The sequence below is a fragment of the Streptomyces sp. NPDC048337 genome, from assembly GCF_043201175.1.
GTDB lineage: Bacteria > Actinomycetota > Actinomycetes > Streptomycetales > Streptomycetaceae > Streptomyces.
Genome location: NZ_JBICYR010000032.1, coordinates 57971 through 73470 on the forward strand (window position 1 = coordinate 57971; position 15500 = coordinate 73470).

The following is a 15500-nucleotide window of genomic DNA, read 5'->3' on the forward strand; positions in this document are numbered from 1 at the left end:
CTTCCGTGTGGAGGGCGCCCACTCTCACCGCAAGTGACGCAGACCACAATCGGCACGTGGTCCGATAATCTCCTTGAGGGGGCGACGAGTTGTCGGGCCGGATGGGGGCAAACGCCCCTCCGCAACCGGCCGGTGATGTGATCGGAACAGGGCGGCCGGTAGCGTCCCGCGCTATGGACAACCAGGGCGGAATCACGGTTCAGCGGGCACTGGAGCTGCCGGGGCTGCGCAGCGGGCTGCCGGAGGTGGTGGCCTGCGCCGACCGGCTGGGCCGGACCGTCCGCTGGGTGCACGCGGGCGAGGTGCCGAACATCGCGTCCCTGCTCAAGGGCGGCGAGCTGCTGCTGACCACGGGACTCGGCCTCGGCACGCGGCCGGCCGAGCAGCGTGCCTTCGTACGCCGCCTCGCGGACCGGGGGATCGCCGCGCTGGTGGTCGAGCTGGGCCCGCGGTTCACCCGGCTCCCGGCGACGATCGTGGAGACGGCCCGCGCGGCGGGCCTCCCGCTCGTCCAACTCCACCGCGAGGTCCCCTTCGTCACCGTCACGGAGGAGGTCCACACCGAGATCGTCAACCACCACTACGCGCTGCTCCAGCGGGCCGAGGAGGTCCACCGGCGATGTACGGAGGCCCTGCTGGGCGGTGGCGGCATCCCGCAAGTCCTGCGGATCCTCGCCGACTTCACGGGCAACCCGGTCTTCCTGGAGACCCCGGACGGGCAGCTGCTGTACGCGGCCGGCAGCTCGGCGGGGGACGCGGGCGCGGACCCGCTCCAGGTGTGGGAGGGCCTGCGCGGCCAGCGGGAGGCCGAGCCGTCGGCGAACACGGTGGTGATCGACGTACCGGGCGGCGGGCACGGCACGGGTTCCGTCCGCGCCCGGGTGGTGCTGGTCGGGGTCTCGGGCCCGCTGCAGCCCGTCCACCGGATGGCGGCCGAACGCACGGCGGGCGTCCTTGCCGTCGTCCTGATGCAGGCCCGCCAGGAGGAGGAACTGGCGGCGCGCGGCCGCGGCGACTTCCTGACGGACCTGGCGGAGGGCCGCATCTCGGCGGAGGACGCCCCGGCGCAGGCCCGCGTCCTGGGCTTCAAGCCGGGCGGCGGCCCACTGCTCCCCGTGGTGATGCGGCTGTCCTCGGAACTGGCCCCCTCCGGCAACTGGGCGGTCCTGGCCCGCGCGGTGCTGGAGGAGCTGTCCTCGGTCGGGGTCCCGGTGCTGCTGGGGGTCCGCCCGGTGGAGGGCCGCGTACCCCTGCTGGTCTCCCTGCGCAGCGAATCCGAACGCACGGCGGTGGCGGACCGGGTGGCCACCGCCCTGCGGGCGGGCGTGGAACGGGCCGGCCTCGACCGTGCGGGGGCGCCTCCGGCGGTGGTCGTCGGGGTCGCGGGCGGCTGGGCGGCGGCCTCGGCGGGCCTGCGCCACGCCGCGGAGACCGCCACGGCGGCCCACGGCCTCCCGGCGCGGCCCTGGTACGACGCCCGCCGCCTGGACATCGACCTGCTCCTGTGGCGGCTGCGCGAACACCCCGACCTGGCGGCCTTCGTGGACCGCGCGATCGGCCCGCTCCGCACCCACGACGCCACGTCCCGCCCCCCTCTGCTCCCGACCCTGGAGACGTACCTGGCCCACGCGGGCCGCAAGGCGGAGACGGCGCGCGAGCTCCACCTCAACCGCCAGACCCTCTACAACCGCCTGGCCCGCATCTCCGAACTCCTTGGCACGGACCTGGACGACCCCGAAACGGTCCTCTCCCTCAGCCTGGCCCTCCGCGCCCGCCGCCATGCCCCTTCTCCTTCCTGACGCCCTTCTCGCACCACTCGGCCCTGGCGGGCCTCCCGGGCTTTGGAGGGCTGCGCCGAACTCCGTCCGGCGATGGCTGGGCGGGATCCCGCCACCGGTCGTGGGCGCTGCCGTGTGTGGCACCGGAGCCGGGGCGGGGCGCTGACGTGTGCGGATGCGGGGGCCGGGGCGGGAGCGGAAGCCGAGGCGGATGCGAGCACGGGGCGAGCGGCCCTGCGGGGGTGTCCCCTACCCGCCCTTCCACCTCCCCCGGACCCCGTACGTGCGCTCCGTGCCGGTGCCCTCAAACGCCGGGCAAACCCAGCCCCGCCGGCGGTTGAGGCGCGGGGGGTCGGGGCGGAGCCCCCGTAGCGGCGCGGCGCCCGCCGGGGCTACCGGCGGGCCCGTTCCATCAGCTCGTCGTACACCGACAGGACCTGCGCCACCGTGTCGTCCTCCGACGGCCATGTCGCGGCCTGCACCCGCCCGGCAGCGGCCAGCTCCGCCCGTCGGTCCGGATCCGCCAGCAGGCCGGCCACGGCGGAGGCGAGGGCCCCCGCGTCCCCCGGCGGGACCAGCACCGCGCCCTCGCCCACCAGCTCCGGCACGCCCCCCACCGCCGTCGCCACCAACGGCACCCCCACCCGCAGCGCCTCCTGCGCCAGCAGGGCCCGCTCCTCCCACCGGCTCGGCAGCACCGCCACGTCCGCCGCCGCCAGCAGTTGCGCCGCGTCCCGGCGCCGCCCCAGCAGCCGTACGGGGAGCGCCTCCGCCTGGATCCGCCGGGACAGTTCGGCCCGCAGCGGCCCCTCCCCCGCGATCACCAACAGCGGCAGCGGGTCCAGCGTCCGCCACTCCCGCGCCGCGTCGAGCAGTACGGAGTACCCCCGGTGCGGCACCAGGCTCCCGACCGCGATCAGCAACGGCCGTGCCACCGCCCCGAGTTCCGCCCGCGCCTTCCCCGGATCCGCATCCGCCCGGCCGGCGGCCGCCGCAGGCACCGCCGCCACCGCGGCCACCGGCGCGAGCCGCGCGTCCCGCGCCCCCCGCAGCCGCGCGAGGTCCACCTGGTCCGACGAGGCCCCCAGCACCACCGCCGCGGCCCGCGCCACGTGCCGCTCCAGCATCCGGCTCAGCCGCCCGAGCGCACCGGCCGCCTCCGGGCCGTCACCGTGCCAGCTCACCACCAGGGGCACCCGCCGCCCCCGCAGGGCCAGCGCGGCCCGCAGCCCGGCCCGCACCCCGTGCGCGTGCACCACGTCGGCCCCGGCGCACGCCGCCCGCAGCACGCCCACCGCGTCGGGCGCGAACTGCGCCCCGGCGCCGGTGAAGTCGTACTCCCCCTCCGCCTCGACGGGCGCGCACACCGTGACCCGTACCCCGCGCGCGGCGAGCCCGGTCGTCAGCGACCGCACGTGCGCGCTGCTGCCCACGCCCGCGGCCCCGCCCAGCACTTGGACGGTACGGAGCGGCGGCCGCCCATAGGGCTGTGCCGGAGGGGAGGCGGAGACCGGGGAGCTGCTCACGGGCCGAAGCTCCAGGGTGAGGGAGTCAGAGACGTCGCCCAGGATGCCAGTCCGCACGCGCGTTCCGGGACCATACGAGTGCGGATACCGTGAGAGATACCTCAGGACACCCCCCAGCCTCACCCACACGGGCTAGCCGAACGTCACCCCGACGCCCCGACGCCCCGACACCTCGACGCCCCAACGACACAAGACGGAGAACGACCGGGGGCCCGGAGCGCCCCGCGCCCCGGACCCCCGGTCCCGCCTCACCGCCCGCGGACCGGTCAGCCGTCCGCCCGCGCCGCCGCGAGGAGTTCCTCGGCGTGCGCCCGCGCCGACACCGAGTCCTCGTGGCCGGCCAGCATGCGCGACAGCTCGCGGATCCGGTCCTCGCCCTCCAGGACGGTGACCCCGCTGCGCGTCACGGACCCGTCGTTGGTCTTCTCCACCAGCAGCTGCCGGTCTGCGAAGGCCGCGACCTGCGGCAGGTGCGTGACGACCACGACCTGCGCCGACTTGGCCAGCTTCGCCAGCCGCCGGCCCACCTCGACCGCCGCCTTGCCGCCGACACCCGCGTCGACCTCGTCGAAGAGGTACGTGGGCACCGGGTCGGAGCCCGCGAACACGACCTCCACGGCCAGCATCACCCGGGACAGCTCACCGCCCGAGGCACCCTTGGCGATCGGCCGCGGCTGGGCTCCGGGGTGCGGGGCCAGCAGCAGCTCGACCTCGTCCGCGCCCGAAGGGCCGTAGGCGACGGCGCGGCCGCCCACCTCCACCCCGTCCGGGTCCTCGTCCTGTCGGATGTCGATGGTCACCCGCGCGTGCGGCATCGCCAGCGACGCCAGCTCCGCCGTCACGGCCGAGGCGAACCGGGTCGCCGCCTCCACCCGCGCGTCCGTCAGCGCCTGTGCCAGCAGCGACAGTTCGGACCGCAGCCCGTCCCGCTCGGCGGTCAGCTCGGTGATCCGCTCGTCGTCGCCGTCCAGCTCCAGCAGCCGCGCCGCGCCCCGTTCGGCCCACTCCAGCACCGCGTCCACGGTGCCGTCGGAGCCGTACTTGCGCGTCAGCTGGGTCAGGGCCGCCCGCCGCTCCTCCACCGCCGCCAGCCGCAGCGGATCGGCGTCCAGGTCGTCGGCGTAGCCCGCCAGTTCCCCGGCCACGTCGGACAGCAGGATGCCCAGCTCCCCGATCCGCTCGGCGAGCGCGCCGAGGGCCGGGTCGTGGGACCGTACGGACTCCAGGGCCCGGTGGGCGCCCGCGACGAGGGTGTTCGCGTCGATGCCCTCGGGATCCTCGGGATTGCCGGCGAGCGCGGCGTGCGCGGCCTGGGCCGCCGAGGACAGGGACTCGGCGTGCCCGAGCCGCTCCGCCTCCGCCGCCAGCTCGGCGTCCTCGCCGGCCACCGGCTCCACGGCCGCGATCTCGTCGAGCCCGAAGCGCAGCAGGTCCGCCTCCTGGGCCCGTTCCCGGGCCCGGGTGGTGATCTCCTCCAGCTCCACGGCGACCCCGCGCAGCCGGCGGTAGGCCGAGCCGTACTTCTCCAGCGGGACGGCGACGGCGTCCCCGGCGTACCGGTCCAGGGCCTGCCGCTGCCGGGCGGGCCGCAGCAGCCCCTGCTGGTCGGTCTGCCCGTGCACGGCGACCAGGTCGTCCGCGAGCTCGCCAAGCAGGCCGACGGGCACGGAGCGGCCGCCGACGTGGGCGCGCGAACGCCCCTCGGCGGACACGGTCCGGCTGATCAGCAGGGCGCCGTCGTCGAGCTCGGCCCCGGCCTCCTCGGCGCGCACGGCCGCGGGGGCGTCCGGGCGCATGACGATGCGGCCCTCGACGACCGCGGCCTTGGCCCCGATCCGTACGAGCGCCGGATCGGCGCGTCCGCCGAGCAGCAGCCCGAGGCTGGTGACGACCATCGTCTTGCCCGCACCGGTCTCGCCGGTCACCGCGGTGAAACCGGGCGACAGCTCGACCACCGCGTCGTCGATGACCCCGAGCGACCGTATCCGCATCTCCTCAAGCACGGGACGACCATACCGAGGTTTCCCGGGTGCCATGTGACGTCACCCGCCCGCAATTCTCCGAACGCACGTGCTATTGGGGACGGTCTCAGTGGGGCGCCCCGCGCCACCCCGCCACGGGCAGCGCGAACTTCGCGACGAGCCGGTCCGTGAAGGACGCGTGGTGCAGCCGCGCGAGCCGCACCGGCACCGCCCCACGCCGGACCTCCACCCGGGCCCCGGCCGGCAGCTCCAGCATGCGCCGGCCGTCACACCACAGCACACCGTGCGGTGTCCCGGTCTGCACCTCCACGGCCAGCACCGAGTCCGGCGAGGTGACCAGCGGCTTCGCGAACAGCGCGTGCGCGCTGATCGGCACCATCAGCAGCGCCTCCACCTCCGGCCAGACCACGGGCCCGCCCGCGGAGAAGGCGTACGCCGTCGAGCCGGTCGGGGTCGCGCAGACGATCCCGTCGCAGCCGAAGCCGGACACCGGGCGCCCGTCGATCTCCAGGACCACCTCGAGCATCCGCTCCGGCGACACCTTCTGGACCGCGGCCTCGTTCAGCGCCCAGTCCCGGTGGACCACGTCGCCGTTCGTGCGCACGATCACGTCGAGGGTCATCCGCTCCTCGACCTCGTACTCGCGCGTCACCACCCGGTCCACGACCTTGTCCAGGTCGTCGCGCTCGGCCTCCGCGAGGAAGCCCACCCGCCCCAGGTTGACGCCCAGCATCGGCACCCCCGAGGCGCGCGCGAACTCGGCGCCCCGCAGCAGGGTCCCGTCCCCGCCCAGCACGATCAGCAGCTCACAGCCGTCCAGCACCCCCGGGGTGGACTCGGTGACCAGCTCGACCTCGCGCGGCAGCGGCAGGTCCGCCGCCTCGTGTGCGAAGACCCGTACGCCCAGCCCGCACCGCAGCAGGCCCTTGACGACCAGCTCCGCACTGCGGATGGCCGCCGGCCGCCCGGTGTGCGCGAGCAGGAACACGGTCCGCCCCCCTGCCGAACCGACCGAATCCACTGAACCCCCCGAACCCGATGAATCTGTCACTGCGGCCCCTCCGCCACTGCACGGTCAACATCCGCCGCGTCGAGTGCCGGTGCCCCCGCCCGCAGCCACAGAAAGTACTCGACGTTCCCCGACGGCCCCGGGAGCGGACTCGCCGTCACCCCGAGCACCCCCAGCCCCAGCTTCCACGCCTGCGCCGCCACGTCCCGTACGGCCTCGGCCCGCAGCTCCGCGCTGCGCACCACGCCACCGCTGCCGAGCCGCTCCTTGCCGACCTCGAACTGCGGCTTCACCATCAGCACAAGATCGGCGTCGGGCGCGCAGCACCCGACGAGCGCGGGCAGCACCAGGCCGATGGAGATGAAGGACAGGTCGCCGACGACGAGATCCACCGGCGTCCCGTCGATCTGCTCGAGCGTCAGCTCGCGCACGTTCGTCCGGTCCTTGACGGTGACCCGGTCGTCGCTCTGCAGCGACCAGGCCAGCTGCCCGTAGCCGACGTCCACGGCCACCACGTGCGCGACACCGGCGCGCAGCAGCACATCGGTGAACCCGCCCGTGGAGGCACCCGCGTCCAGCGCCCGACGGCCCTCGACGACCAGCCCCCGCGGCACGAACGCGGCGAGCGCGCCGGCCAGCTTGTGGCCGCCCCGCGAGACGTAGTCGGGATCGCTGTCGTCCTTGAGGACCACGAGGGCCGCACTGGTCTCGACCTGGGTGGCGGCCTTGGTCGCGGTGGTGCCGCCCACGGTCACCCGGCCCGCGGCGATCAGCTGCGCGGCGTGCTCGCGCGAGCGGGCCATGCTGCGGCGTACCAGTTCGGCGTCCAGGCGGCGGCGTGCCACTCCTGCCACGTTCGGTTCAGCTCCTGTTTTCGTACGGACCGGGGACGGGCGGTGCGTCCAGCGCGCTCAGCGCCTCGCGCAGCCCCCTGTGGACATCCTCGTACACGGCGAGGTGTCCGTCCGCAGGGAGGTGGTCGGCGTCGGCCAGCCGGGCCAGGTGCGCGTCGACTGCGTCGTGCCCGGTGGGCGTGCGTACGACGCCCAGCGCGGCGGGCTCGGCGGCGTCTTCCTCGGTCATGCCGTCGGTCATGCCCCGACGCTACCCCGAAGCGCCCCGCGACCACGCACGGCTCTGCGGTACGGTCGTGATCACGATGGCTACGATCGATCAGTGCCGAGCCGCACTCGACCAACTCTCCGACAACCTCGCCGGCGCGGACGGCGGCGTCCGCGGCGCGGCCGCGCTCGACCGCTCCCTGAGCTGCCACATCACGGACCTCGACCAGACCTTCACGGGCCGCCTCGACGACGGCCGGATCCGGGTGGAGGCGGTCGCCCCCGGCCCGCCCGCCACGAAGGCCGAGATCCGCCTGGCCATGACCGGCGACGACCTGGTCGCCCTGGTCGCGGGCGACCTCAAATTCGCCAAGGCCTGGACCTCGGGCAGAGTGAAACTGGAAGCCGGCTTCCGCGACCTCCTTCGCCTGAAGAGCCTCCTCTAGCCAGATCCAGCCCTGCCGGCGTTTGAGGCGCGGGGTCCGGGGCGGAGCCCCGGGGAGCCGGGCCCCGGCCCGCTAGACGGCGGCGCGAGCCCCCGCACGGGACCGCCGCGCCGCCGGGATCACCAGCGGCGTCCCCGTCTCCGGGTCGGGGATGACCTGACACTTCAGGCCGAAGACCTTCTCCACCAGCTCCGCTGTGACGACCTCCCCCGGCGCCCCCTCGGCCACGACCTCCCCGCCCCGCATCGCGATCAGATGCGTCGCGTACCGAGCCGCGTGGTTGAGATCGTGCAGCACCGCCACCAGCGTCCGCCCCCGCGTCTCGTGCAGCTCCGCGCACAGGTCCAGCACGTCGATCTGGTGCTGGATGTCCAGGTACGTCGTCGGCTCGTCCAGCAGCAGCAGAGGCGTCTGCTGCGCCAGCGCCATCGCGATCCACACCCGCTGCCGCTGCCCGCCCGACAGCTCGTCCACGGCCCGGTCGGCCAGTTCGGCGACCCCGGTCGAGGCCATCGACTCCGCCACGATCCGCTCGTCCTCCGCCGACCACTGCCGCAGCAGCCCCTGGTGCGGGTAGCGCCCCCGCGAGACCAGGTCGGCCACCGTGATGCCGTCCGGCGCGATCGAGGACTGCGGGAGCAGCCCCAGGGTCTTGGCGACCTTCTTCGCCGGCATCGACCCGATGGCCTGCCCGTCGAGCAGCACCCGCCCCTCCGACGGCTTCAGCATCCGCGACAGCGCCCGCAGCAGCGTGGACTTGCCGCACGCGTTGGGGCCGACGATCACCGTGAAGGAGTGGTCGGGGATCTCCACCGACAGGTTCTCGGCGATGACCCGCCGGTCGTAGCCGAGGGTCACGTTCTCCGCGGTCAGCCGCTGCACTTGCCCACTCCTAGAGTTCATATACGTCCCGCCTTGCGCTCGGTGACGAGCAGCCAGAGCAGATAGACACCACCGACGAGCCCGGTCACCACACCCACCGGCAACTGGTCGGCGCCGAAGGCCCGCTGGGAGGCCCAGTCGGACACCAGCAGCAGCACCGACCCCATCAGCGCGGCGGTCGCCAGGTTCCCGCCGGGCGACCGGGTCAGCCGCCGGGCCAGCTGCGGCGCGGCCAGCGCGACGAAGCTGATGGGCCCGGCCGCGGCGCTCGCCGCGGTGGTCAGCAGGATCGCCGCGAGCATCAGCAGCAGCCGCGTGCGCTCCACCCGCACCCCCAGGGCGTACGCGGCGTCGTCGCCCATCTCCATCATCCGCAGGGCCCGGCCCTGCCCGAGGACCAGAGGGAAGAGCACCGCGCAGACCGCGAGCAGCGGCCACACCTGCGCCCAGTCCCGCCCGGCCAGCGAGCCGGTCAGCCAGACCATGGCGCGGGTGGCCTCGATCATCTGGGCCTTGGTGATCAGGTACTGGATCACGGCGAGGAGCATCGCGGAGGCGCCGATGCCGACGAGCACCAGCCGGTAGCCCTGGATGCCCTTCTTGTACGCCAGCAGGTAGACGGCGGCTCCGGCGAGCAGGCCGCCCACCAGCGCGCCGACGGCCACCTCGGTGGCGCCTCCCTTGAACAGGATGATGACGACGAGCGCGCCGACCACCGAGCCGTACCCGAAGCCGAGCAGGTCCGGGGAGCCGAGCGGGTTGCGGGAGACGGACTGGAAGACGGCTCCGGCCATCCCGAGGGCGGCGCCGACGAGCAGGGCGACCAAGACCCGCGGCAGCCGCAGGTCGTTGACGATGAAGTCGTTGGCGGGAGTGCCGTTGCCCCTCAGGGCCTGTACGACGTCCCACGGCGCGATGTCGAAGTCCCCGGTGCCGATGAGCAGCACGGCCAGCGCGAACGCGGCGACGGCGAGGAGCACCCCCACGGCCAGGGCACGCCGCTCGACCCGCAGCGAGATCCCGCCGGGCAGGCGCAGCGGACGGGCTTTGGCGGTCACGGTCACAGCTGGGCCATCCTCTTGCGCCGAACCAGGTAGATGAAGACGGGCCCGCCGATGAGCGCGGTCACGACGCCGACCTGCAGCTCGGCGGGCCGGGTGACGACCCGTCCGATGACGTCGGCGCCGAGCAGCAGGACGGGTGACAGGACGGCCGAGTACGCGAGCACCCAGCGCATGTCGGGACCGGTGAACGCCCGGACGAGGTGCGGGATCATCAGCCCGATGAAGACGATGGGCCCGCAGGCGGCGGTCGCCGCACCGCACAGCAGGGTGATGGCGAGCATCGCGCCGATCCGGGTCCGCGTCAGGTGGGCGCCGAGCGCCCGCGCGGTGTCGTCGCCCATGGCCATCGCGTTGAGCGGCCGGCCCAGCGACAGCGCGAGCACCGCGCCGACCAGGAGGAAGGGCGCGACCTGCCGGACGGTGTCCATGTTGGCCGAGGCCAGCGAACCGACCGTCCAGAAGCGCAGCTTGTCCAGCGCCTTGCTGTCCATCAGCTGCACGGCGTTGATGTAGCCGACGAGGGCCGCGCTGGCGGCCGTACCGGCGAGGGCCAGGCGTACCGGCGTCGCGCTGCGGCTGCCGCCGAGCACGTAGACGACGACGGAGACGACCGCCGCACCGAGGAACGCCCACCACACGAACTCGCTCAGCGAACTCGCGCCGAAGAAGCTGATGGCGGAGACCACGGCGGCCGCGGCCCCGGCGTTGACGCCGAGGATGCCCGGCTCGGCCAGCGGGTTGCGGGTCAGCGCCTGCATGACCGCCCCGGACAGGCCGAGTCCGAGCCCGACCATCAGCCCGAGGAGGGTGCGCGGCACCCGCAGGTCCCGCACCACCACGTCGGAGGGGGTCCCCGCGTAGGCGAACAGGCCGTGCCAGACCTCGTCGAGGGGCATCTGCTTGGCGCCCACGGCGATGCTCACGACCGCGATCAGCGCGAGCACCGCGAGGGCGCCGAGCAGACCGGCGGCTCGCGCGGCATGGCGCGGGCGGGCGACGGCGGCCTGCGCGGGCACCGTGCTCGGTTCGGGTTCAGGGGGACTCTCGACCAACACGGAGGTTAGGTTAGCCTACCCTCCGCCTCCATCGGGTCCCCCTCGAACCCCTAAAGCCCCAGCCTGGCCAGCGCCTTCGCCGCGTCGAGCGTGCAGACCCCGTCCCCGGCCTCCGTCCAGGCCGCCGCGCACAGCGCCCGCAGCCCGTCGATCGGATCCCCGTCCTCGCCGCGCAGCTCCAGTACGCCGTCCAGCGCGACCGCGGTCCAAGCGCCGCAGCGGAAGCCCTCCTCGACCGGCTCGACCTCCGGCTGGCCGGTCAGCAGCCCCCGCAGATCCCGGTCCACGTACGTCGGCCGGTGCCGGGGCTCGGCCCGCACCAGCTGCGCCGCGTCCGTCACCCCGGTCAGCACCAGCAGCGAGTCCACCTCGCCGTTGAACGCCCCCTCGATGTCCGTGTCCAGCCGGTCCCCGACCACCAGCGGCCGCTCCGCCCCGGTCCGCAGCACCGTCTCCCGGTGCATCGGGGGCAGCGGCTTGCCCGCCACCTGCGGCTCCGCGCCCGTGGCGATCCGTACGACCTCCACCGCCGCCCCGTTGCCCGGCGCGATCCCCCGCGCCCCCGGAATCGTCAGATCGGTGTTGGACGCGAACCACGGCACGCCCCGGTTGATCGCGTACGAGGCCTCCGCGAACCGCCCCCAGGAGAGGTCCGGGCCGCCGTACCCCTGGACGACCGCCGCCAGACCCGCCTCGTCGGCAGACTCGACCGGCACCAGCCCGCGCTCGCGCAGCGCGACCCGCAGCCCCTCCCCTCCGATCACCAGCACCTTCGACCCCGGCTCCACCTGCTCCGCGATCAGCCGGGCCACCGCCTGCGCCGAGGTGATCACCTCGCCCGCCTCCGTCGGGATGCCCAGCTCGCCGAGGTGCTCGGCGACCGCGTCCGGCGTACGCAGCGCGTTGTTCGTGACGTACGCGAGGTGCATCCCCTCCGCCCGGGCCACGGCGAGGGACTCCACGGCGTGGGCGATGGCCTCACCGCCCGCGTACACCACACCGTCGAGGTCCAGCAGGGCCGTGTCGTACGCCTGGTGGAGACTCCGCTCACTCGCCGCGGGACTGGTCCTGCTCTGCCGGGTCATTCTGTCCGCTCCTCTGGGGGCCCCTCCCAGCGGTAGCTGGGGGAGATCCGTCTTGTCCGATTCCGTACTCCCCCGATCATCCCGCATCGCGAGACGCGTCTTACCATGCACCAATGACCACATCTGGCACCGCGGACCACGGCCTGCGCCTGATCCCCTTCCACGGCCTGCGCTATGTCCCGGAGCGTGTCGGCAGCCTGGCCGCCGTCACCTCGCCGCCGTACGACGTGGTCGTACGCCCCGACGGAGTCGACCACCTCGAATCCGCCGACCCCCACAACATCGTCCGCCTGATCCTCCCGCAGGCCGGCACCCCCGCCGCCCGCAACGAACAGGCCGCGCGCACCCTCCACGACTGGCTGGCCGAGGGCATCCTCAGCGCCGACCCCGAGCCCGCGCTCTACGTGTACGAGCAGAGCAGGCCCGGCCTGCTCCAGCGCGGCGTCATCGGCGCCCTCGCCCTGTCCGCCGCCGACGCCGGCATCGTCCTGCCCCACGAGGACGTCATGCCCGACGTGGTCACCGACCGGGCCGGCCTGATGCGGGCCACCTCGGCCAATCTCGAACCCCTCCTCCTCACCTACCGCGGCGACGACCCCGCGGCGGGCGCGGCCGCGGTCGTGGAGAACACCGCCCGGCGCGCCCCCCTCCTCTCCACGACCACCGAGGACGGTTTCCAGCACCGCCTCTGGGCCATCACGGACCCGGCGGAGCTCGCCATCGTCACGGCCGATCTCAGCCACCGCCAGGCCCTCATCGCCGACGGCCACCACCGCTGGGCGACCTACCTGCGCCTCCAGGAGGAGCACGGCTCCCCCACCGCCTGGGACTTCGGCCTGGTCCTCCTCGTGGACACCGCCCGCTACCCGCTCCAGGTCCGCGCCATCCACCGCATGCTGCGCCGCCTCCCGCTCGCGGACGCCCTGGCCGCGGTAGCCGGCTCCTTCCGGGTCCACCGGGTCGACGGGCCGCTCTCCCTCGCCCTGGAGGCCCTCGAAGACGCCGCGGAGCGGGGCAACGCCTTCCTCCTCACCGGCGACGGCACCTTCCACCTGGTCACCGACCCCGACCTGGATCTCCTCGACCGCACGGTCCGGCACGACCGCCCCGAGGCCTGGCGCCGGCTGGACGCCACCGTCCTGCACGCCACCCTGCTCGACGCTGTGTGGCACGTCCCCGACACCCCGGACCAGATCACCTACATCCACGACGCCGCCGCCACCGTGGCCATGGCCGAACGCCACGGGGGCACCGCGGTCCTGCTGCACCCCGTCCGGGAGGAAGTCGTACGGGACCTGGCCCGCCAGGGCGTCACCATGCCCCGCAAGTCCACCTCCTTCGGCCCGAAACCGGCCACCGGCCTGGTCCTGCGCGGCCTGTCCTGAGCACGCCCCGGACATGAGGAAGGGCGGTACCCCCCGTGGGGTACCGCCCTTCCTCATGTCATCGGCGCTTCAACGTCACGCCTTGTCCTTGCCCTCGTCCTCGACGACGACCTCGTCCGTCACGTCGAAGTCGGCCTCGGGCTGCTCCAGCGGCTCGTACTCCTCGTCGTCCTCGTCGTAGTACTCGGCGACGTCGGAGGCACGCTCGGCCGCGGCGACCTCGGCCGGGTCCTGGCCGTCGTCCTCGTCCTCGTCCTCGTCGGCGATGTCGACCGCGGCGTCGAGGAACTCGACCCCGTCGAGCTCGGCGAGGCGGTCGGAGGCGTCCGTGGCCCCGTCCTTGTCCGCTTCGAGGGTCTTGCCGAACCACTCGCGCGCCTCGTCCTCACGACCGGCCGCCAGCAGGGCGTCGGCGTAGGCGTACCGCAGGCGCGCGGTCCAGGGCTGGACGGAGCTGGAGGCCAGCTCCGGGCTCTGCAGGGTCACGATGGCGGCCTCGAGCTGCCCCTGGTCCCGCCGGGCACCGGCAGCGACCAGCCGCATCTCGACCTGGCCGGCCTTGTCCAGCTTCTGCACCTCGGGCTCGCCGGCCATGGCCAGCGCCCGCTCCGGACGGCCGAGGCCGCGCTCGCAGTCGGCCATGACGGGCCACAGCTCGACCGAGCCGGTCATGCGCTTGGCGGCACGGAACTCCGCGAGCGCCTCGCTGTACTTCTGCGTGGCGTACGCGGCGAAGCCGGCGGCCTCGCGGACGGCGGCGACACGGGAGGCCAGCCGCAGGGCGATGCGCGAGTACGCGTACGCCTGCTCGGGGTCCTCGTCGATCAGGCGCGCGACCATGACCAGGTTCTTGGAGACCTCCTCGGCCAGCCCCTTGGGCAGGCTCAGCAGCTCCTGACGCACATCGGCGTCGATCTCGAGACCGGTGACGTCCTCGTCGATCGGAAGCCGCTTGACCGGGTCCCGGTCGCGGTCCGCACGGTAGTCGCGGTCGCCACCACGGTCATCACGGCCGCCACGGTAGCCACCACGGTCGTCACGACCCCGGTACCCGCCGCGGTCGCCACCCCGGTCGTCACGACGCGGGTAGGACGGCCGGTCGCCGCGATCACCGCGGTCGTCACGACGGAAACCACCGCGGTCATCACGGCCGCCACGGTCGTCACGACGGAAGCCACCGCGGTCGTCGTCCCGACGCGGGTACGAGGGACGCCCACCGCGGTCGTCGTCCCGACGCGGGTACGAGGGACGCCCACCGCGGTCGTCATCGCGACGCGGGTACGACGGCCGGTCACCCCGGTCGTCACGACGGAACGACGGACGGTCTCCACCACGGTCATCACGACGCGGGTAGCTCGGACGCTCACCCCGGTCGCCACGGTCATCACGACGGAAACCACCGCGCTCGTCATCGCGACGCGGGTACGACGGCCGGTCACCCCGGTCGTCACGACGGAACGACGGACGGTCCCCACCACGGTCATCACGACGCGGGTAGCTCGGACGCTCACCCCGGTCATCGCGACGGAAGGACGGGCGGTCGCCACCACGGTCGTCACGACGCGGGTAGCTGGGGCGCTCACCCCGGTCGCCACGGTCGTCACGACGGAAACCACCGCGCTCGTCGTCCCGACGCGGGTACGACGGCCGGTCACCCCGGTCGTCACGACGGAAGGACGGACGGTCCCCACCGCGGTCGTCACGACCGCCGCGGTAGCCACCGCGGTCATCGTCGCGGCGCGGGTAGCTCGGACGGTCGCCACCACGGTCGTCGCGGCCTCGGTAGCCACCGCCACCTCCGCCGGCGGGACGCCCGCCGCGGTCATCGCGACGGAAACCGCCGCCACTGCCGGCCGGTCGACCACCGCGGTCGTCACGACGGAACGAGGGACGGTCCCCACCCCGGTCGTCACGGCCCCCGCGGTAGCCGCCCCTGTCACCGCCGTCGTTGCGCCGAGGCTCGCGCTCCGGACGATCGTCGGGAGAGTTGGACATGGGTGTGACTCCTGTCTTCGGGGTACCGCTAGTCATTCTCGCGCAACCAACCCATGGCCGCGCTTCGGCGTAATACAAGGCAAAACAAAAAGGACCCTTGGTCCAGCGTTGAACGCTGGACCAAGGGTCCTTTGAAAGATTGTTCGGCGGCGTCCTACTCTCCCACAGGGTCCCCCCTGCAGTACCATCGGCGCTGAAAGGCTTAGCTTCCGGGTTCGGAATGTAACCGGGC

General features: G+C 74.0%; 13 protein-coding genes, 1 rRNA gene and 1 pseudogene. 3 read left to right on the plus strand and 12 right to left on the minus strand.

From position 1 onward, the window contains the following. The first annotated feature begins 173 nt into the window (after window positions 1–173). Window positions 174–1799, plus strand: coding sequence for a PucR family transcriptional regulator (locus ACGFYU_RS34260; RefSeq protein ID WP_393831207.1), 1626 nt, complete (start codon window positions 174–176; stop codon window positions 1797–1799). 371 nt (window positions 1800–2170) lie between these two features. Here ACGFYU_RS34260 and ACGFYU_RS34265 read toward each other — a convergent pair whose 3' ends face one another. From ACGFYU_RS34265 to ACGFYU_RS34285, 5 genes are all read right to left on the minus strand, one after another. Then, window positions 2171–3304, minus strand: coding sequence for a glycosyltransferase family 4 protein (locus ACGFYU_RS34265; RefSeq protein ID WP_393831208.1), 1134 nt, complete (start codon window positions 3302–3304; stop codon window positions 2171–2173). A gap of 266 nt (window positions 3305–3570) precedes the next feature. Next, window positions 3571–5295 carry a DNA repair protein RecN gene (recN, locus tag ACGFYU_RS34270; protein ID WP_393831218.1) on the minus strand — a complete coding sequence of 575 codons (1725 nt, stop codon included), beginning with the start codon at window positions 5293–5295 and terminating at the stop codon, window positions 3571–3573. 97 nt (window positions 5296–5392) lie between these two features. Continuing rightward, window positions 5393–6337 (minus strand): NAD kinase, encoded by a 945-nt coding sequence (locus ACGFYU_RS34275; RefSeq protein WP_393831209.1) that lies wholly within the window; start codon window positions 6335–6337, stop codon window positions 5393–5395. Then, complete coding sequence (locus ACGFYU_RS34280; RefSeq protein WP_393831210.1) at window positions 6334–7149, minus strand: TlyA family RNA methyltransferase; 816 nt, start codon at window positions 7147–7149, stop codon at window positions 6334–6336. The genes ACGFYU_RS34275 and ACGFYU_RS34280 overlap by 4 nt, the downstream gene beginning before the upstream one ends. A gap of 7 nt (window positions 7150–7156) precedes the next feature. Continuing rightward, entirely contained in the window at window positions 7157–7390 is a 234-nt protein-coding gene (locus tag ACGFYU_RS34285; RefSeq protein WP_393831211.1) for a hypothetical protein, read from the minus strand. Window positions 7391–7454: 64 nt separating this feature from the next. Here ACGFYU_RS34285 and ACGFYU_RS34290 point away from each other — a divergent pair, with 64 nt between their 5' ends. Beyond that, window positions 7455–7802: an SCP2 sterol-binding domain-containing protein gene (locus ACGFYU_RS34290; protein WP_393831212.1), complete on the plus strand. Its 348-nt coding sequence runs from the start codon at window positions 7455–7457 to the stop codon at window positions 7800–7802. Window positions 7803–7874: 72 nt separating this feature from the next. Here the strand turns inward: ACGFYU_RS34290 and ACGFYU_RS34295 are convergent, their stop codons facing one another. Genes ACGFYU_RS34295 through ACGFYU_RS34310 form a run of 4 tightly spaced genes read right to left on the minus strand, consistent with a single transcriptional unit; the run spans window position 7875 to window position 11888 of the window. Next, complete coding sequence (locus ACGFYU_RS34295) at window positions 7875–8684, minus strand: ABC transporter ATP-binding protein (protein ID WP_393831213.1); 810 nt, start codon at window positions 8682–8684, stop codon at window positions 7875–7877. A 17-nt stretch (window positions 8685–8701) separates the two neighbouring features. Then, window positions 8702–9748 carry a FecCD family ABC transporter permease gene (locus ACGFYU_RS34300; protein WP_393831214.1) on the minus strand — a complete coding sequence of 349 codons (1047 nt, stop codon included), beginning with the start codon at window positions 9746–9748 and terminating at the stop codon, window positions 8702–8704. Then, window positions 9745–10803 carry a FecCD family ABC transporter permease gene (locus ACGFYU_RS34305; RefSeq protein WP_393831215.1) on the minus strand — a complete coding sequence of 353 codons (1059 nt, stop codon included), beginning with the start codon at window positions 10801–10803 and terminating at the stop codon, window positions 9745–9747. Before ACGFYU_RS34305 ends, ACGFYU_RS34300 begins: the two co-directional genes overlap by 4 nt. A 50-nt stretch (window positions 10804–10853) precedes the next feature. Next, entirely contained in the window at window positions 10854–11888 is a 1035-nt protein-coding gene (locus ACGFYU_RS34310) for an HAD hydrolase-like protein (RefSeq protein WP_393831216.1), read from the minus strand. A 113-nt stretch (window positions 11889–12001) separates the two neighbouring features. On the opposite strand from ACGFYU_RS34310, the gene ACGFYU_RS34315 reads away from it, so the two are divergent. After that, window positions 12002–13273, plus strand: coding sequence for a DUF1015 family protein (locus tag ACGFYU_RS34315; protein WP_393831217.1), 1272 nt, complete (start codon window positions 12002–12004; stop codon window positions 13271–13273). Window positions 13274–13348: 75 nt separating this feature from the next. Here the strand turns inward: ACGFYU_RS34315 and ACGFYU_RS34320 are convergent, their stop codons facing one another. From ACGFYU_RS34320 to rrf, 3 genes and pseudogenes are all read right to left on the minus strand, one after another. After that, window positions 13349–14176, minus strand: coding sequence for a hypothetical protein (locus tag ACGFYU_RS34320; protein ID WP_393831219.1), 828 nt, complete (start codon window positions 14174–14176; stop codon window positions 13349–13351). 282 nt (window positions 14177–14458) lie between these two features. After that, window positions 14459–15196: pseudogene (locus tag ACGFYU_RS34325) on the minus strand (hypothetical protein); the annotation flags it as partial. 213 nt (window positions 15197–15409) lie between these two features. Continuing rightward, window positions 15410–15500, minus strand: a 5S ribosomal RNA gene (gene rrf, locus ACGFYU_RS34330); the annotation flags it as partial.

Excerpts from the sequence above, each read along its gene's own strand:
- ACGFYU_RS34260 (WP_393831207.1), top strand. The coding sequence starts at position 174 with ATGGACAACCAGGGCGGAATCACGGTTCAGCGGGCACTGGAGCTGCCG.
- recN (WP_393831218.1), bottom strand. The coding sequence starts at position 5,295 with ATGCGGATACGGTCGCTCGGGGTCATCGACGACGCGGTGGTCGAGCTG.
- ACGFYU_RS34285 (WP_393831211.1), bottom strand. The coding sequence starts at position 7,390 with ATGACCGACGGCATGACCGAGGAAGACGCCGCCGAGCCCGCCGCGCTG.
- ACGFYU_RS34290 (WP_393831212.1), top strand. The coding sequence starts at position 7,455 with ATGGCTACGATCGATCAGTGCCGAGCCGCACTCGACCAACTCTCCGAC.
- ACGFYU_RS34310 (WP_393831216.1), bottom strand. The coding sequence starts at position 11,888 with ATGACCCGGCAGAGCAGGACCAGTCCCGCGGCGAGTGAGCGGAGTCTC.
- ACGFYU_RS34315 (WP_393831217.1), top strand. The coding sequence starts at position 12,002 with ATGACCACATCTGGCACCGCGGACCACGGCCTGCGCCTGATCCCCTTC.